General features: G+C 65.8%; 17 protein-coding genes. 6 read left to right on the top strand and 11 right to left on the bottom strand.

Annotated elements, in window-relative coordinates; genetic code table 11:
* Positions 1–36: 36 nt before the first annotated feature.
* The 3 genes from NRG23_RS05680 to NRG23_RS05670 all read right to left on the bottom strand — a co-directional run bounded on the left by NRG23_RS05680 (position 37) and on the right by NRG23_RS05670 (position 2,845).
* On the bottom strand, positions 37–672 hold the full coding sequence (locus NRG23_RS05680) for a hypothetical protein (RefSeq protein ID WP_016704614.1): 636 nt from the start codon (positions 670–672) through the stop codon (positions 37–39).
* Between the two features lie 116 nt (positions 673–788).
* Positions 789–2,108 carry an ATP-binding protein gene (locus NRG23_RS05675; RefSeq protein WP_016704615.1) on the bottom strand — a complete coding sequence of 440 codons (1,320 nt, stop codon included), beginning with the start codon at positions 2,106–2,108 and terminating at the stop codon, positions 789–791.
* Positions 2,105–2,845: a response regulator gene (locus tag NRG23_RS05670; RefSeq protein WP_009048666.1), complete on the bottom strand. Its 741-nt coding sequence runs from the start codon at positions 2,843–2,845 to the stop codon at positions 2,105–2,107. The genes NRG23_RS05675 and NRG23_RS05670 overlap by 4 nt, the downstream gene beginning before the upstream one ends.
* Before the next feature lie 293 nt (positions 2,846–3,138).
* Between NRG23_RS05670 and NRG23_RS05665 the strand changes: the two genes are divergently transcribed.
* From NRG23_RS05665 to NRG23_RS05655, 3 genes are all read left to right on the top strand, one after another.
* A complete protein-coding gene (locus NRG23_RS05665; protein WP_009048667.1) occupies positions 3,139–3,402 on the top strand; it encodes a DUF2790 domain-containing protein in 264 nt (87 codons plus the stop codon).
* Between the two features lie 45 nt (positions 3,403–3,447).
* Positions 3,448–3,699, top strand: a complete 252-nt coding sequence (locus NRG23_RS05660) for a hypothetical protein (protein WP_053268890.1) — start codon at positions 3,448–3,450, stop codon at positions 3,697–3,699.
* A 71-nt stretch (positions 3,700–3,770) separates the two neighbouring features.
* A complete protein-coding gene (locus NRG23_RS05655; RefSeq protein WP_257373928.1) occupies positions 3,771–4,991 on the top strand; it encodes a cytochrome c biogenesis protein DipZ in 1,221 nt (406 codons plus the stop codon).
* 213 nt (positions 4,992–5,204) lie between these two features.
* On the opposite strand, the gene NRG23_RS05650 is transcribed toward NRG23_RS05655, so the two are convergent.
* Together NRG23_RS05650 and NRG23_RS05645 are read right to left on the bottom strand one after the other, a co-directional pair.
* Positions 5,205–5,516: an AzlD domain-containing protein gene (locus NRG23_RS05650; RefSeq protein WP_009048670.1), complete on the bottom strand. Its 312-nt coding sequence runs from the start codon at positions 5,514–5,516 to the stop codon at positions 5,205–5,207.
* Entirely contained in the window at positions 5,516–6,214 is a 699-nt protein-coding gene (locus NRG23_RS05645; RefSeq protein ID WP_041988962.1) for an AzlC family ABC transporter permease, read from the bottom strand. Before NRG23_RS05645 ends, NRG23_RS05650 begins: the two co-directional genes overlap by 1 nt.
* 438 nt (positions 6,215–6,652) lie before the next feature.
* On the opposite strand from NRG23_RS05645, the gene NRG23_RS05640 reads away from it, so the two are divergent.
* The 3 genes from NRG23_RS05640 (at position 6,653) to NRG23_RS05630 (ending at position 9,002) form a co-directional block, all read left to right on the top strand.
* Positions 6,653–7,309 (top strand): ribonuclease T2, encoded by a 657-nt coding sequence (locus NRG23_RS05640; protein ID WP_257373927.1) that lies wholly within the window; start codon positions 6,653–6,655, stop codon positions 7,307–7,309.
* 85 nt (positions 7,310–7,394) lie between these two features.
* A complete protein-coding gene (locus NRG23_RS05635; RefSeq protein WP_009048673.1) occupies positions 7,395–8,309 on the top strand; it encodes a pyridoxal-phosphate dependent enzyme in 915 nt (304 codons plus the stop codon).
* Between the two features lie 63 nt (positions 8,310–8,372).
* Complete coding sequence (locus tag NRG23_RS05630) at positions 8,373–9,002, top strand: LysE family translocator (RefSeq protein WP_009048674.1); 630 nt, start codon at positions 8,373–8,375, stop codon at positions 9,000–9,002.
* Between the two features lie 257 nt (positions 9,003–9,259).
* Here the strand turns inward: NRG23_RS05630 and NRG23_RS05625 are convergent, their stop codons facing one another.
* From NRG23_RS05625 to NRG23_RS05600, 6 genes are all read right to left on the bottom strand, one after another.
* Positions 9,260–10,045: a hypothetical protein gene (locus tag NRG23_RS05625; protein WP_038632018.1), complete on the bottom strand. Its 786-nt coding sequence runs from the start codon at positions 10,043–10,045 to the stop codon at positions 9,260–9,262.
* A gap of 71 nt (positions 10,046–10,116) precedes the next feature.
* The gene (locus NRG23_RS05620) at positions 10,117–10,470 is read right to left on the bottom strand and encodes a DUF2493 domain-containing protein (RefSeq protein ID WP_038579555.1); all 354 of its coding nucleotides are present in this window, start codon (positions 10,468–10,470) and stop codon (positions 10,117–10,119) included.
* Positions 10,458–12,167, bottom strand: a complete 1,710-nt coding sequence (locus NRG23_RS05615; protein WP_028682291.1) for a Na/Pi cotransporter family protein — start codon at positions 12,165–12,167, stop codon at positions 10,458–10,460. Before NRG23_RS05615 ends, NRG23_RS05620 begins: the two co-directional genes overlap by 13 nt.
* Before the next feature lie 21 nt (positions 12,168–12,188).
* Positions 12,189–12,404, bottom strand: coding sequence for a hypothetical protein (locus NRG23_RS05610; RefSeq protein ID WP_009048678.1), 216 nt, complete (start codon positions 12,402–12,404; stop codon positions 12,189–12,191).
* 167 nt (positions 12,405–12,571) lie between these two features.
* Positions 12,572–15,289: a magnesium-translocating P-type ATPase gene (gene mgtA, locus NRG23_RS05605; protein ID WP_009048679.1), complete on the bottom strand. Its 2,718-nt coding sequence runs from the start codon at positions 15,287–15,289 to the stop codon at positions 12,572–12,574.
* 289 nt (positions 15,290–15,578) lie between these two features.
* Positions 15,579–15,863, bottom strand: coding sequence for a hypothetical protein (locus NRG23_RS05600; protein WP_053268892.1), 285 nt, complete (start codon positions 15,861–15,863; stop codon positions 15,579–15,581).
* Positions 15,864–16,045: the final 182 nt, after the last annotated feature.

The raw sequence follows: 16,045 nt of genomic DNA, 5'->3' as shown, positions 1-16,045 counted from the left end.
TCGCAGCCTGCGGCAGCGGCTACAGGGTGGTTGAATTCAGCGTGGGCTCAGGGCCTGGCGTTGCCGGCGTTTGTTGGCCTGGGCCAGCTTGCCCAGCAGGTTGATCGTCATGGCCGAGCAGGTGATGGCGAAGGGCAGCAGGTACCAGGCGCTCAGCGGAATGCGTTTGAAATTGGAGAAAGCGAATATCGCGGCGATCACCCACATGCCGGTGGTGTGCAGGCGTTTCCAGGCGACACGGCTGAGCAGCGCGGCCGGGCCTTTGAACGAGGTCAGGGTCAGCAGCAGGATAAACAGGTAGCCCACGGACCCGGGCAGGTTGCCCAGGGTGCTGCGGCCGGGCCAGAACTCCGGGTTCAGTTGTCCGTAGCTGTAGATCAGCAGCGCGTGCACCAGGTGCGAGAAGGCGAACGCCAGGCCGATGAAGCGGCGTTCGCGTACCAGCGCCTGACTCAGCGGCGAGGGCAGCAGCACGGCGAATGCCGAGGCAGTAAAGGCCAGCAGAAACAGCACGAAGGACGAACGCGCGGTGGCACGGATGGCGCTGCGGGTGGCCTCGACCAGGTCCGGCTCGAACAGCAGGATCAGTGCGGTCATCAGCAGCACGGCGGCGGCCAGCAGGCTGAACAGCCGCCAGCCGTGGAAACGCGAGGGAAGGGATTGAGTGGGCATGAGAGGCTCCTTGAGGTTGGGCGCCGCTGTCGCGGCGTGTCCCAGGAGTCTTGCAAGGCCGTGTATATCGGCTGTGTCGGCAAAGGGCGGTTATGTATGCCTGTGTAGCAAAGTGTTCAGAGACTGGCTTTGCTGCTGACCAGGATCAGCTCGGCGCACAGGCCGCCCCCTTCGCGATTGCTCAGGCGCAGCGAGCCGCCCAGGGCCACCGCCAGTTGCTGGGCGATGGCCAGGCCCAGGCCGGTGCCGCCGGTGTCGCGGTTGCGCGAGCTTTCCACCCGATAGAACGGCTTGAGTACTTCGGCCAGCTGTTCTTCGCTGATCCCCGGGCCACGGTCCAGGACCTTGACCGACAGGCGATCGCCGGCCTGTGCCTGGACCTCGATCCGCGCCGCGCCGGAGAACTTCAGCGCGTTGTCCACCAGGTTCACCAGGACCCGGCGCAGGGCGTGGGGGCGGGTGTCGATCAGCGCGCCATTCTTGCCTGTCAGCTCGACGTCCTGGCCGGTGTCCTGGTAGTCGAACACCAGGCTGTCGAGAAACGCGTCCAGGTCGATGCGGCAACTGGCCTCGGTGGCGCCATGGATGCTGCGGGCATAGGCCACGCCTTCGCGCACCAGGTGCTCCATTTCACTCAGGTCGTTCCACAGTTTGTCCTTCTCGGCGGACTCGTCCATGAACTCGGCGCGCAGTTTCATGCGGGTGATCGGCGTCTGCAGGTCGTGGGAGATCGCCGCCAAGAGTTGCATGCGCTCCTTGAGGTAGGCGCCGATTCGCGCCTGCAGGGCATTGAAGGCCTTGGCCGCGTGCACCACTTCGATCGGGCCCTTTTCGTCCAGGTGTACGCCGTGGGTGTTGGGGTCGAGGCTGTCCACCGCCTGGGCCAGCCGGGTCAGCGGGCGCACGGCGATGCGCACCGCCAGCCAGGCGCAGAGGATCAACACCAGCAACTGCCCCAACAGCACCGCCGGCAGCCAGGGCGACATCGGTGTCAGCGCCGGGCGCACGTCGATGGTCACCGGGCTGCCGTCGGCCAGGCGCAGGTGGGCCTGGTAGTGCTGGCGCGGCCCGGGAATGTTGTTGAATGCCAGGTCGTAGTCGCGGCCGAGGGCGTTCTTGATCGAGTACACCGAGACCGGTACATCCTCGCCGTCCAGGGGCTGGCCGGGTTCGCCGGCGCTGAGCAGGTAGCCATAGTTGCGCCGTTGCAGGCGTTGCAGCCAGGCGGGGCGCTCGGCGGCGGGCAGGCGGTCGAGGATGGCGATGGAGGTCGAGACGTCGCTCTCCAGGTTGCCGAGCATGGTCATCTTGGCGCTCTGGTAGCGCTCGTAGGACTGCGCGGCGAACGACAGGCCCTGGGCCAGCGCCAGGCCGATCAGGAAGATCAGCGACAACCGCGAGGCGAGGGTGCGCGGCCAGTGCAGCGCCAGCTTCATGACGCGGCCTCGAGGATCTCCACCGGCAGCGAGAACACATAGCCCTCGCTGCGCACGGTCTTGATGTAGGCCGGTTCGCGGGCGTCGTCCAGCAGGCGCTGGCGCAGGCGGCTGACCAGCAGGTCGATGGAGCGGTCGAACAGGTCGGCGTCGCGGCCCTGGGTCAGGTTGAGCAACTGGTCGCGGTTGAGCACCCGTTGCGGGTGGTCGAGGAACACCCGCAGCAAGCGGTATTCGGCGCCGCTCAGGGCGACCATGGTGCCATCCTGGTCCAGCAGGTGGCGCGCGGTGGTGTCCAGGCGCCAGCGGCCGAAGCCCAGCAGGCGGCCGCTTTCGGTGACCACCAGGTTCGGCGGCAGCATGCGCGTGCGGCGCAGCACGGCATTGATTCGCGCCAGCAGCTCGCGGGCGGCGAACGGCTTGACCAGGTAATCGTCGGCGCCCATCTCCAGGCCGATGATGCGGTCGGTCTCGTCGTTGCGCGCGGTGAGCATCAGCACCGGTGTGGCCTTGTGCTTGCCGGCGCGCAGCTCGCGGCACAGCAGCAGGCCATCGTCGCCGGGCAGCATGATGTCGAGCACGATCAGGTCCACCGGGGTGGTTTCCAGGAAGCTGCGCATCTGCCGGCCGTCAGCCACTACGGTGGTGCGCAGGCCGTTCTTTTTCAGGTAGTTGCCTACCAGCTCTCTGATTTCGCGGTCGTCATCGACTATCAATACGTGATCGACATGATCCATGGGGCTGCCTCTGTATAGGGTCGTGCTGCCTAGTTTATAGGGCCCGGGCGGGCCTGCCTGCGGGCTTTTGTATTGCAGTGTATCTGGCGCCTGGTTGAACACACGGCGATGCAAAACAAGGTTTTTCCGGCGCTTTTGTATCGCTCTGTATCCCCCGGCGGCGTGGATACGCAGGGAGACCGCAAGGGCGGTTCGCCGACACAAGCGCGATACCTCCCGCGCATTCAATGGGCTCCATCGAGGCACAGCTACTGCCTCGCCACCCAAACCCATTGTCGCCCGAGGAACACATCATGAAACGCACCGCCCTCTACGCCGCCTGCCTGTTCGCCGCCCTGAACATCTGCACCCTGTCGGCCCGCGCCGAAAGCACGGTGCAGGCCCAGACCTACAGCTACGGCACCCAGCTGGATATCCAGAAGGTCCTGTCGATGACCGAAGACGCCGAGCCGAGCTGCGGCGTGGTCAATGCGCGCATGACCTACCTCGATTCCCAGGGGCGCACCCAGGCCCTGGATTACCGCAAGTTCGCCAACAACTGTAACGACGGCAACTGAACACACTCCCTGTCCTATCACCCTGTTCGCCATGAGGATTCGCCCATGAACGCCCTGAAAAGCTCCCTGCTTGCCCTGACCTTGACCCTGGCCGGCGTGGCCGTGGATGCCAGCGCCGCCGACTCATCCTGTGCGACCTGCTTCCAGCTCAGCCCGCTCTCAAGTGCCAGCCCCTTGAAGGCTGCCACCTTGAAAGCGAGCACCTTGAAAGCCGGCACCTTGCAGACGCACAGCTGGCTGGCCGAAGGCGGCTACGAGCGCACCCCGCAGGGGATGCGCGCCGACCACCAGGCCTGAACCGGGCCTGCCACCCCTGGATACGCCCGCCGCCGATGGCGGGCGGACATTGACCGATCACAGGTGATGCCATGTTGCTCATAGCGTTTCTCGGCGGGGTCCTGACCATCCTCAGCCCCTGCATTCTTCCGGTGGTGCCGTTCCTGTTCGCCCGGGCCGACCGCTCGCGCGGCTCGGTGCTGCTGACCCTCGGCGGCATGGCGCTGACCTTTGCCCTGGTGTCGAGCCTGGCGGTGGTCAGCAGCGACTGGATCGTCCGTGCCAACGGCATCGGGCGCCAGCTGGCGCTGATCGTGCTGGGGCTGTTCGCCTTGTCGCTGATCTTTGCCCGCTTCGGCAACTGGCTGGCCCGGCCCTGGGTCAGCCTGGGCAATCGCCTGGATGGCCTGCGCCTCGACCGGGCGCGCCAGCTTTCCGGGCCACTGGCGGCGCTGTTGCTCGGGGTGGCCACCGGCTTGCTCTGGGCGCCCTGTGCCGGGCCGATTCTCGGGGTGATCCTGACCGGCGCCATGCTGCAGGGGGCCAGCGCCCAGACCAGCCTGTTGCTGCTGGCCTACGGCCTGGGCAGTGCCTTGTCCCTGGGGCTGCTGATCTTCGCTGGAAGAGGGCTGGTCAACCGGCTCAAGCCATCCCTGCCGGCCACCGCCTGGTTGCGCCGCGCCGCCGGTTACCTGGTGTTGCTGGCAGTTGTGGCGATCGGCAGTGGGGTGGACGACCGTCTGTTGGCCAGCACTTCATCGCAAGGCGGCGCGGCCCTCGAGCAAGGCCTGCTGAAGAGCGTGCCCAAGGCCCTGGACTACCTGATCGACAAGGCTGGCGCGGCGCCCGCCGAGACGCTGCCGAGCAAGGGCCCGATGCCTTCGTTGAGTGGCGCGGTGCAATGGCTGAACTCACCGCCGCTGGACGCCGAAGCCCTGCGCGGCAAGGTGGTGCTGGTGGATTTCTGGACCTACGACTGCATCAACTGCCAGCACAGCCTGCCCTATGTGAATGCCTGGGCGAAAAAGTACGCCAAGGACGGGCTGGTGGTGATCGGTGTGCACACCCCGGAGTACGCCTTCGAAAAGGTCATCGACAACGTCAAGGCCCAGGTGCGCAAGCTGGATATCGGCTACCCGGTGGCCATCGACAATGACTACGCGATCTGGCGCGCCTTCGACAACCAGTACTGGCCGGCCCACTACTTTATCGACGCCCGCGGGCAGGTGCGCTACAGCCACTTTGGCGAAGGGAGTTATGACGCGCAGGAGCAGGTGATCCAGCAGTTGTTGCGGGAGGCCAAGGCGTCGTGAGGGGCAGGGTTGCCGGTCGGGGATTTGCGGGGCGGTGAGTCAGTGACACCGCGTTGCCCCCAATCGCCGGCAAGCCTGGCTCCTACAGGTTTGCGGCGCATGCCGGATTTGCGGCGAACACCGAACCTGTAGGAGCAGCCGGTCGACGCTCGATTGCTCGCGAGGCGTCCTGCCTGATGCCCCGCGCAGCCCCGATCGCCGACAAGCCAGCTCCTACAACCACCACCGCAGCAGGAAAAAGAACGCCATGCTCAGCAGCATGCTGAGCAGGGTGTTGCGGGTGTAGATCACCAGGACGATGGCCACCAGCGAGCTGATCAGGTACGGGTTGTCGTAGGCCAGGTTCAGCTGGTGTTCGGGCATGAACACGATCGGCCCGCAGATCGCCGTGAGCATGCCCGGTACGGCAAACCCGAGGAACTGCCGGGCGTTGCTGCTCAGGCGCACCGGCAGGCGCGGTTCGAGAAACACATAGCGGTTGAGAAACACCAGCAAGCCCATGCCGAAAATCACTGCCCAGACCATCATGTGCGCTCCCGGTAGAACTTGTTGCAGAGAAAACCCGCGGTCATGCCCAGCAGGCCCGAGAGCACCAGGGCCGAGCCCCATTGCCAGTAGCTCAGCAGCACCGAGCAGAACAGCGATACGGCCACGCAGACCACGGTCGGCACATTGCGCACCAGTGGGGTGATCAGGGCGATAAAGGTGGCGGCGATGGAGAAGTCCAGGCCCAGGTGTTCGAGCCCGGGAATGGCGCGCCCGAGGACAATGCCGGCGAGGGTGAACAGGTTCCAGGCGATATAGAAGGTCAGGCCCACGCCGAGGGCGTACCAGCGGTCGAACTGTTGCTTGTCGTGCTGGCTGGTCAGGGCGAACAGCTCGTCGGTGAGCAGGAAGCCCAGGCCGATCCGCCAGCGCCCCGGCAGCGGCGAAATCACCGAGCGCAGGCTCATGCCGTACAGCAGGTGCTGGGAGGTCAGCAGCAGGGTGGTGAGCAGGATCGAGAAGATCCCCGCGCCGCCCTTGAGCATGCCGATCGCCACCAGTTGCGCGGCGCCGGCGAAGACGATGCTCGACAAGCCCTGGCCTTGCAGGGGCGTGAGATTGGCCTCGATGGCCATGGAACCCGCCAGCAGGCCCCAGGGCGCGGTGGCCAGGGACAGCGGCATGATGGCAACGGCGCCGCGCAGGAATGCGGCGCGGGGAAGATGAACGCTGGACATGACAGCCTGCAATCAAGGAACGGAAACCGACTGTGCCAGCCCGCAGCGGGAATGGCTTGAACGATCTTGCGCACTTGCCGCCAACGACCATTTTTTATTGCCAGGCCCAGGTTTGCCTCTGTAGGAGCGAAGCTTGCTCGCGAGACGTCGTGTCAGGCACACCGCATCATCCCAATCGCCGGCAAGCCTGGCTCCTACAGAAGCGAGTGTTCGCTACAAATCCCGCATTCGCCTGGTCATTCCGTAGAAGCTGCCCGTCGGCCATGGCGCCAACCCGATCTGTCTGCTAAAACGCTTCGCTAGCATCGGCCAGCTTCCCCGCGGGAGGCGGCCTGTCATCTTCCTGCAACAGCCCCGTGCCAAGAAAGGTGTCTGGCCGATACCGGCCAGGTCGCTACGGGGCCGTTCACCTACCGCCCCATCCCAAGGAGAGGGTCTATGAGAAAACTTTTCGCAACCGCGGCGCTGGCCGCGCTGATGATCTGCACCGTCGGTGTCAGCCAGGCACGGGAGGCGCGGCAGCAGCGCGACTCGGTCGCCGGGGTGTTCGACTACTACCTGCTGTCGCTGTCCTGGTCGCCGACCTTTTGCCTGACCCATCCGGAAAACGAGCAGTGCTCGGGCAAGGGCTACGGTTTTGTCCTGCATGGCCTGTGGCCGCAATACGCCAAGGGTGGCTGGCCGGAATCCTGCCCGCCCTTGACCCAGTTGACCGCCGAAGAACGGGCCAAGGGCCTGACCCTGTTCCCGACGGCCAAGCTGATGGAGCATGAATGGAGCAAGCACGGCACCTGCAGCGGGCTGGGCGCCATGGGTTACCTGGAGAGCTCCGACCAGGCCCTGGGCAAGGTGAAGATTCCTGAGGTGCTGGAACCTTCGATCACCGTGCATTACTTCGAGGCCCGGGAGATCGAGCAGCTGTTTCGCCAGGCCAACCCGGGCATTCCCGAAAAGGGCGTAGCGGTGTTGTGCAGCGGCCCGGAACTCTCCGAAGTGCGGGTCTGCCTGGACAAGAACCTGGGCTTCGGCGCCTGTGGCAAGGGCGTGCGCACCCAGTGCCGCAAAGGCGATATCCGCGTACCGCCGATTCGCTGACCGGCGAGCGGCCAGGGGGAGGCGGCATAGGCAGGCCTGAGCAGCTAGGGTTGCAAGACGCCCGTCTTCCTCCAAGGAGCCCATGATGCTGCATATCCGCACCCCCCTGATCCTGCATCCCGGGTTGTCCACGGCCACCCGGCGCATCTGGCTCAAGCTGGAAAACCTGCAACCCAGTGGCTCGTTCAAGATGCGCGGCCTGGGCCTGCTCTGCTCCCAGGCGGCGCAGCAGGGCAAGCGCCGCGTGGTCTGTCCCTCTGGCGGCAATGCCGGGCTGGCCACCGCGGTGGCGGCGGCCAGCCTCGGCCTGCAAGCCTGCATCGTGGTGCCGCAGACCACCCCGCAAACCACCCGCGAACGCATCGCCCGGGCCGGCGCCGAGGTGCTGGTGCACGGCCAGGTCTGGGACCAGGCCAACGAGCGCGCGCTGCAACTGAGCAGCGACGCCGACAGTGAATACGTGCCGGCCTTCGACCACCCGGTGCTGTGGCAAGGGCACAGCAGCATGGTCGATGAAATCCTCGAAGACTGTCCGCAGGTCGACACCATCGTCGCGTCGGTGGGCGGCGGTGGCTTGCTGGCCGGCATCCTCACCGGCCTGTTGCGCCATCAGCGCCAGGACTGCCGGATCATTGCCTGCGAAACCACCGGCAGCGCTTCCTTTGCCGCGGGGCTGGCGGCCGGGCACCCGGTCAAGTTGGCGAAGATCGACACCGTCGCCAGTTCCCTCGGCGCGGCCCAGGTGGCGGCCTGGCCGTTGCAGCAGATCCAGGGTTTTGCCTATCAGTCGCTGGTGTTGTCGGATGCCGAGGCGATCCTCGGCGTGGTGCGTTATGCCGACGATCTGCGCCAGTTGGTGGAGCCGGCCTGCGGCGTCTCGCTGGCGGTGGCCTACCTCGATCACCCGGCCATCGCCGCAGCGCGGGACGTGGTGATCGTGGTGTGCGGCGGTGTCAGCATCAGCGCCCGCCAGGTGGCGGACTGGGGCGCATCGCTGTAGGGCTGAAAGCCTCTGGTGTATGCTAGCCGACCTGTTGTACCTGTGGTTTTACGGAGGGTTCGAATGGACGCCACCACATTGTTTCTGTACGTCGTCACCGTCAGCGCGGTGATGATGACCCCGGGGCCGTCGATGCTGCTGGCTCTCAATAACGGTGCCACCCATGGCATGCGCATCGCCGGTTGCGGCATGGCTGGCGCGATGCTGTCCGACCTGCTGCTGATCGGTGCGGTGGGCTGCGGCCTGGGGGCGTTGCTACAAGCTTCCGAGCAGCTGTTTTCCATCGTCAAGTGGGGCGGCGCGGCGTACCTGCTGTACCTGGCCTGGGTGCTGTGGAAGGCGCCGACCCAGGCTCTGGCCGCGCAGACAGGCGGCAGTGCCAGCAGCGGGCGCGGGGCGTTTGTGCGGTCGTTGCTGGTGGGGTTGTCGAACCCCAAGGGGCTGCTGTTTTTCTCCGCCTTCCTGCCGCAGTTCGTACGCCCCGATGAGCCGGTGGCGCAGCAGTACCTGATCCTGGCGCTGGTCAGCACGGCGATCAATTGCGTGATGATGGCGACCTATGCCTTTGGCGGGCGCTATGCCATGCGCACCTTCTCCGCGCGGGCGATGCTGTGGATCAACCGCAGCTGCGCCGGCATGCTCGCGGTCCTGGCGGTGGGCCTGAGCCTGTATCGGCGCAGCGATATACGCTGAGGCTGCATTGACCCGATAGACCGGCGTCCTGCTTCTGTAGGAGCAGCCGGTCGACGCTCGATTGCTGGCGATAGATACGCTGCGGTACATCTGACACACCGCCTCGCGAGCAAGCTTCGCTCCTACAGGAGATGTCTTCGGGCAGTTTGCGTGCGAAGTGTTGTGTCAGGCACACCGCGTTGCTGCAATCGCCGGCAAGCCTGGCTCCTACAGAAGATGTCTTCGCGCAGTTTGTGCGGCACACCGCCAGAAGCCTCTTAGAACCTCAAGGTCGCGCCGCTGGTCAGCCAGCGGTCGCGGCCTTCGTTCAACTGGCCGCCCAGCACCAGGTCGAGGTCCAGGTTTGCTCCCAGATGCAGGCGTGGCCCGGCTTGCCAGGCCTGTTCGCCGCCGCGCTGGCCGTATCGTTCGGCGACCAGGGTCAGGCGTTCGCCCAGGTCGTATTCGAAGCCGCTGCCCCAGGTCCAGCGATGGTTCTGCTGGCCGTCGTCATAGGCGTGGGCCCAGCCGGCGTTGAAGTTCAGGCGCAGGCTTTGCAGGGGCTGGTAGGTCAGGGGCAGGCTGATGTCGCCACCGTCGAACGCATGGCCGCGGTCGAGGGCGAAATGCGCGGACGTCGCCAGCGCCAGTTGCAGGCCCAGGTCTTCGCGGTTCCACAGTTGCGCCTTGAGCTGCGGGCTCAGCTGGGTTTCGCCGTGGCCGTCCTCGCGACTGCGCTCGAGGGCGGCGCCCACCTGCAACCAGGGCAGGCCGGCGAAGGTGCAGGCCGGGGAGAACACCGCGCCATGGTTGGAGCCCTGGTGGCGCAGGCTCTGGTACCAGATGTCCAGGTTGCATTCCCCCGGGGCGTTGATCGCGCCGTCGTCCACCCCATAGGCGCCGCCCGCGGCGTTGGCCTTGGCGACCAGGGTCAGCAGGCCGATCAGGCTCAGGGTGAGGGTGACGAACATCAGGTTGCGTCGCAGCATGCGCCGTTTCGCCGGGGGCAGGTCGCGGGTGAGGCTGGCGAAGCGGTTGTGGCGGGAAGGGTTGTACTTGGACATGACGGTTCTCGCTAAGGCATGGGAAGCGGCCGCGCTGCGCGGGCCGCTCCGTGGTCGAGTGGGGAACAGGGTCATTGCCAGTCGCTCACTGACAGGGTCTGGATGCCGGCGGCCCTGGCCAGGGCCACCAGCTCTTCGGTGTCGTCGCCGCCGGGCAGGGCGATGACCAGGTCGGGCCGGCTGTCGCGCAGCATGAAGGCGTTGCGCAGGCGTTCGGCGAGCTTGCCGTGCAGCTGCCAGTTGGCCGGGTAACGCACGATGTCGGCGCCGATTTCCCGGCCCCAGTCTTCTATCTCCGCGCCGAGGAACTGGCTGCCGCCGTGGATCAGCACCTGCACTTCATGCAGGCGCTGAAAGGCGTCGAGTACCCGCCGGCACCGCTGGACGTCGGCGTAATGGCGCCCCGCGCAGATCAGGACACGCATCGTGCGCGCTCCTGCGCCGTCGGCTGGATGCTCAACGGGTTGTCCAGCAGCACGTCGCCCAGCTCGGCGTTATCCAGGTCGCGCTCGCCGGCCCGCTCCAGCGCCGGATAGGCCAGGGCCGCGATGTGGTGGTGCACGCGCCGGTAGTCGCGCAGCACCCGCTGGAAAATGTCGCCGGATTCGGCCCAGGCCGTGCGGTCTTCGCGCAGGCTGCGAAAGTGCTCGCGGCTGGCGTCGGCTTCCAGCCGCCTGACCAGTTCCTTGCGGTTCACCAACTGGTGGGCGTTGGCCAGGTCTTCGCGCAGGAACACCGTGATCGCCAGGCTCAGGCTGTCCACCACGGCCTGGTGCAGAGGCTCGATGCAATCCAGCTCGAACACCGAGAACTGCTCGCCACGCCGCAGCCGGCGCGCCGCCAGCTGGGTCAGGCTGCTGGAGAGGATGTCGCCGGCGTGTTCCAGGTTGATCACGAACAGCAGGATCTCCTGGGCGCGGTCGGCGTCCTGGTCGCTGATGCCGTCCTGGCCGATATCCGCCAGGTAGGCGCGGATCGCCGCGCTGAGCAGGTCCAGCGACTGGTCGATGCGCCGCACTTCATCGGCACCGGCCGGGGTCGAGGCCTGGAACAGGCGCAGCACCCGGTCGAGCATCAGCGACAGCATGTCGGCCAGGCGCAGGGCTTCGCGGGCGGCGTTGGACAGGCCGATATTGGCCACCGCCAGGCCGGCTTCGTCCAGGTAGTGCGGCATGCCCGGGTCGACGTCGCGCGGCGGCTCCGGCAGCAGGCGGTTGAGCAAGGTTGCCATGGGCCCGGTCAGGCCGATGAACAGCAGGGCCAGCACCAGGTTGAACAGGCTGTGCAGGTACACCACCTGCAGGCTGGCATCGAGGGCGGCGACCGGCGCGCTCTGGGCAATCCACGACAGGCACGGCAGCAGCGCGGCGGCACCGCTGAGGCGTACCAGCAGATTGCCCAGGGGCAGGCGCCGGGCGACGCTGGAATCGGCGTTGAGCAGCGACGGCAGGGCGCCGCCGATATTGATCCCCAGCACCAGGGCCATGGCGGTCACCGAGGACAGCAGCCCGGTGGCGGCCAGTGACGCCACCAGCAGCACCACGGCGACGCTGGAATGGCACAGCCAGGTCAGCAGCGCCGCTGCCAGCAGGGCGATCAGCAGGTCACCGTCGAGGCCACGCATCAGCGCGGCGAACACCGGCGTGCCTTCCACTTCGCCCAGGGTGCTGCCGAGCATGCGCAGGGCCAGCAGCATCAGCCCCAGGCCGATCAGCGCGCAGCCGAGGCTTTCAAAGCGCGAGTCGTCGCGCAGGCGGAACACGATAAAGCCCGCCAGCAGCACCAGCGGCGTGAGGATCGAGATATCGACGCTGAGCAGTTGCACCACCAGGGTCGAGCCGATATTGGCCCCGAGCATCACCGCCAGCGCGGGGGCCAGGCCCAGGGTGCCGGTGGCGGTAAAGGAGCTGGCCATCAGGCTCACCGCGGTGCTGCTTTGCAGGACCCCGGTGATGGCGATGCCGGACAGCAGGGCCATCCAGCGGTTGTTCAGGTGCTGCCCCAGCCACTGGCGCAACTGGGTGCCGAAGCCGCGCAGCAGCGCCGAGGAAATCATCTGGGTGCCCCACAGCAGCAGGGCGATGGAGCCGGCGAGGTTGATCAGCAGAGTAGTTCCCGACATGAGGACTCTCCCTTGTGTGTTTCATGGCTTGGCGGATCGCAGCAGGCGGATGCAGCGGCGATGAATGGCGCTGGCAAGGCCCAGCAGCAGGCGAATGGCAGCGCGGCTCAACAGGCTTCTGGCATACAGGCGGATGCCGACCAGGGTGATCAGGGCGGCGATCCCTTCCAGGGTGCTCACCAGCAGGGCGCGCAAGGTGCGCTCGCCGCGGGCCAGCAGCTCGGTGATAGGTTTCATGGTGGATGCTCCACTTGGCTGAGCCAGACAGGGGCGTGGCCGTATGGTCTGGCGCCGCGTTGCGGTTTTCGCGAGCAAGCTCGCTCCTACAAGGACAGTTGCAACCTGTAGGAGCAGCCGGTCGACGCTCGATTGCTCGCGATGGCCGCGCCGCTAACCGTCAGCCCTCAGAACCATTGCTTGAAGCGACGGATGTAGAGGGTCTTCATGGTCTGGGCGACGACGCAGTAGCACAGCAGGGTGCCGACCAGCCAAGGGAAGTATTCCCACGGCAGCGGTACCAGGCCGACCATTTCACCCAGCGGCGAGAACGGCACGTAGATGCCCAGGGCCATCACCAGGCCGGTCATCAGCATCACCGGCAACGCCGCGGTGCTCTGGATGAACGGGATCTTCTGGGTGCGCAGCATGTGCACTACCAGGGTTTGCGAGAGCAGGCCTTCGATGAACCAGCCGGACTGGAACAGCGCGGCCATTTCCACGCTGTTGGCGGCGAACACGAACCACATCAGGGCGTAGGTGGTGATGTCGAAGATCGACGAGGTCGGCCCGATCCACAGCATGAAGCGCCCGATGTTCTTGGCGTCCCACTTGCGCGGCTTGCGCAGGAACTCCTTGTCCATCTTGTCCCACGGCAGCGACAGCTGGGAGATGTCGTACATCAGGTTCTGCAGCAGCAGGTGGATCGCCAGCATCGGCAGGAACGGGATGAACGCACTGGCCACCAGCACCGAGAACACGTTGCCGAAGTTGGAGCTGGCGGTCATGTTCAGGTACTTCATGATGTTGCCGAAGGTCTCGCGGCCCTTGATCACGCCTTCTTCCAGGACCATCAGGCTCTTTTCCAGGAGGATGATGTCCGCCGATTCCTTGGCGATGTCGGTGCCGCTGTCCACCGAGATACCGACGTCGGCGTCGCGCAGCGCTGGCGCATCGTTGATGCCGTCGCCGAGGAAACCCACGGTATGCCCGTTGGCCTGCAGGGCCTTGAGCACCCGGGATTTCTGCAGCGGGGTGAGTTTGGCGAACACCGTGCGTTCTTCCACCAGGCGCGCGAGCACCGCATCGTCCATGTGCTCGATATCGCGCCCGAGCAGCGGCTGGCCGACTTCCAGGCCGACCTCGCGGCAGATCTTCGCGGTGACGATCGGGTTGTCGCCGGTCAGCACCTTCACCGTCACGCCGTTCTCGCGCAGCGCGGCGATGGCCGGGCCGGCGGTTTCCTTGGGCGGATCGAGGAAGGTCAGGAAGCCTTCGATGATCAGCTCGCGCTCGTCGCTGGCGCTGTACTGCTGGCGGGTCTGCCCCGGCGCCAGGTCGCGGGTGCCGACCAGCAGCACGCGGAAACCGTCGCGGTTGTACTCCTCGGCCAGCTCCAGCAGCGCCGCCCGGCGCCCGGCGTCGAGGGCCACCGTGACGCCGTCCTGGCGTACCCGGGTGGCGGTGTCGAGCATTTCCTCGACCGCGCCCTTGCACACCAGCAGGTGATGGCCGCTGGCGTCGGCGAGGATCACCGAGAGGCGCCGGCGGACGAAATCGAACGGCAGTTCATCGACCTTGCTCCAGGTGTCGGGCGCGCTGAACTTCGGGTTGTTTTCGGCGTAGCTCACCACCGCGCGGTCCATCAGGTTCTTCATGCCGCTCTGGTGGTAGCTGTTGAGCCAGGCCAGTTGCAGCACCTGGTCGCAGCGGCTGCCGCTGATATCGACGTGGTGCTCGAGGATGATCCGGTCCTGGGTCAGGGTGCCGGTCTTGTCGGTGCACAGCACGTCCATGGCGCCGAAGTTCTGGATCGCGTTGAGGCGCTTGACCACCACCTTGCGCTTGGCCATGGCCGCGGCGCCCTTGGCCAGGTTGGCGCTGACGATCATCGGCAGCATTTCCGGGGTCAGGCCGACGGCCACCGCCAGGGCGAACATGAAGGCTTCGGCCCAGTCACCCTTGGTGAAGCCGTTGATCAGCAGCACCACCGGCACCATCACCAGCATGAAGCGGATCAGCAGCCAACTGACGCTGTTCACCCCGCGGTCGAAGGCGGTCTGGGTCCGCGAGCCGACGATGGAGCGCGCCAGGGAACCGAAGTAGGTGCGCGACCCGGTGGCCACCACCACCGCGGTGGCGGTGCCGCTGACCACGTTGGTGCCCATGAAGCAGATGTTCGGCAGGTCGAGCAGGTCCTGCTGGTCGGCAGCAGCTGTGCGGTGGGCGGATTTCTCCTGCACCGCGCCCAGGGTGTCGTACTTCTCCACCGGCAGCGCCTCGCCGGTCAGCACCGCCTGGCTGATGAACAGGTCGCGGGATTCGATCAGGCGGATATCGGCGGGGATCATGTCGCCGGCCGACAGCTGCACGATGTCGCCGACCACCAGGTCGCGCATCGGCACTTCGCGCAGCGCAGCCTTCATGCCCATCTGCTCGCGCCGCAGCACGGTGGCGGTGGTCCGCACCATGGCCTTGAGCGCCTCGGCGGCCTTGGCCGAACGGTATTCCTGCCAGAAACGCATCAGGCCGCTGACCAGGACCATGACCAGGACGATGATCACCCCGGTCAGGTCGGTTTCCTCGCCGGACTGCAGGGGCAGCCAGAAGTCGGTGAAGAAGCTGATGCCGGTCAGGGTCATCAGCACATAGATGAACGGGTTGTTGAAGGCTTGCAGCAATTGCACCAGGGCGTGGGGCGGCCGGTCGTGGGCCACTTCGTTGAAGCCGTCACGCTGCAGGCGGCCTTCGGCATCGAGTTCGGTCAGGCCGTTGGCGTTCGACTTGACGTTGTCCAGGGTCACGCCAAGGCTGTTCTGCGCTTCGCGGGCGGCGCGCATCGACAGCCGGGTGTCGTCGCGGGTGGGGTTTTGCGAGGAGGAGGTGCGGGTTTTTACCGTAGTCATTACGTGTGCTCCTGCCGCAGGCTTGCGGCACGACACACAGACCACTCACCTATTCAAAGACGAGCGAACGTATGTCGAGCCGCAAGTAAGCGATCGATTCAGGTAGTTGCGTTTTATTGGTTTTAACGTTCGCCGCCTATTCACTGGGCATGAATAGACGACGAACCTACTACTGGCTTCGTCCATAACAGTTACCACCAACTTTTAGTTTTAAGCAGGCAATAGGAAGTTGCCGAATTCCTTATTAAGGAAAACGTTCAGGAAGGACTTGAAAGTGCCTTCGGTTGAACTAGAAGTGCGAGTCCCGGGACAGGCTCAGCAGCAGGCCGGCCCGCATCAGGAGGCCGGCCAGGCTCCGACTCTGAGGGTCCTGGCTGTCGTCGAAACTCCAGCGTTGCTGGAGCCGGCAGGTGACCGGGCAGACGCGCCAGTTGGCCCGCGGCCGGGTTTGCGAGGAGGGGGTGGAATACAGGGTGGCGACCCGGGAAACGCCCGCGCGCTCAGCGCAGGGCTTGACCCGCATGGTCGATGCAAAGGCGCGTACGCCGGGCATTACAGTGGATTTGAAGTTCATAACAGTTGCCTCGCGACCGGACTGGCTCCGGTGAAGGCAAGTTACGAAGGAGCGTCAAGCTCTAGCGCAGCTCACCCGACCGAAAAGTCGAGCCCCGTCATTTTCTGGGTTAAGTGCCCAGCCTTGCGCAAGCGCATCGACCAGACAGCGTCTAGATACTGTGTCCATTGGCTTCTTTAGTG

The organism is Pseudomonas sp. T8, from assembly GCF_024610635.1.
Classification (GTDB): Bacteria; Pseudomonadota; Gammaproteobacteria; order Pseudomonadales; family Pseudomonadaceae; genus Aquipseudomonas; species Aquipseudomonas chlororaphis_I.
Note: the sequence above shows the minus strand (reverse complement) of the source record. Positions and strands in the feature narration are given on the sequence as shown.

Excerpts from the sequence above, each read along its gene's own strand:
- NRG23_RS05680 (WP_016704614.1), bottom strand. The coding sequence starts at position 672 with ATGCCCACTCAATCCCTTCCCTCGCGTTTCCACGGCTGGCGGCTGTTC.
- NRG23_RS05615 (WP_028682291.1), bottom strand. The coding sequence starts at position 12,167 with ATGTCGGGAACTACTCTGCTGATCAACCTCGCCGGCTCCATCGCCCTG.
- NRG23_RS05675 (WP_016704615.1), bottom strand. The coding sequence starts at position 2,108 with ATGAAGCTGGCGCTGCACTGGCCGCGCACCCTCGCCTCGCGGTTGTCG.
- mgtA (WP_009048679.1), bottom strand. The coding sequence starts at position 15,289 with ATGACTACGGTAAAAACCCGCACCTCCTCCTCGCAAAACCCCACCCGC.
- NRG23_RS05645 (WP_041988962.1), bottom strand. The coding sequence starts at position 6,214 with ATGTCCAGCGTTCATCTTCCCCGCGCCGCATTCCTGCGCGGCGCCGTT.
- NRG23_RS05670 (WP_009048666.1), bottom strand. The coding sequence starts at position 2,845 with ATGGATCATGTCGATCACGTATTGATAGTCGATGACGACCGCGAAATC.
- NRG23_RS05600 (WP_053268892.1), bottom strand. The coding sequence starts at position 15,863 with ATGAACTTCAAATCCACTGTAATGCCCGGCGTACGCGCCTTTGCATCG.
- NRG23_RS05660 (WP_053268890.1), top strand. The coding sequence starts at position 3,448 with ATGAACGCCCTGAAAAGCTCCCTGCTTGCCCTGACCTTGACCCTGGCC.
- NRG23_RS05665 (WP_009048667.1), top strand. The coding sequence starts at position 3,139 with ATGAAACGCACCGCCCTCTACGCCGCCTGCCTGTTCGCCGCCCTGAAC.
- NRG23_RS05610 (WP_009048678.1), bottom strand. The coding sequence starts at position 12,404 with ATGAAACCTATCACCGAGCTGCTGGCCCGCGGCGAGCGCACCTTGCGC.
- NRG23_RS05655 (WP_257373928.1), top strand. The coding sequence starts at position 3,771 with ATGTTGCTCATAGCGTTTCTCGGCGGGGTCCTGACCATCCTCAGCCCC.
- NRG23_RS05635 (WP_009048673.1), top strand. The coding sequence starts at position 7,395 with ATGCTGCATATCCGCACCCCCCTGATCCTGCATCCCGGGTTGTCCACG.
- NRG23_RS05630 (WP_009048674.1), top strand. The coding sequence starts at position 8,373 with ATGGACGCCACCACATTGTTTCTGTACGTCGTCACCGTCAGCGCGGTG.
- NRG23_RS05640 (WP_257373927.1), top strand. The coding sequence starts at position 6,653 with ATGAGAAAACTTTTCGCAACCGCGGCGCTGGCCGCGCTGATGATCTGC.
- NRG23_RS05650 (WP_009048670.1), bottom strand. The coding sequence starts at position 5,516 with ATGGTCTGGGCAGTGATTTTCGGCATGGGCTTGCTGGTGTTTCTCAAC.
- NRG23_RS05620 (WP_038579555.1), bottom strand. The coding sequence starts at position 10,470 with ATGCGTGTCCTGATCTGCGCGGGGCGCCATTACGCCGACGTCCAGCGG.
- NRG23_RS05625 (WP_038632018.1), bottom strand. The coding sequence starts at position 10,045 with ATGTCCAAGTACAACCCTTCCCGCCACAACCGCTTCGCCAGCCTCACC.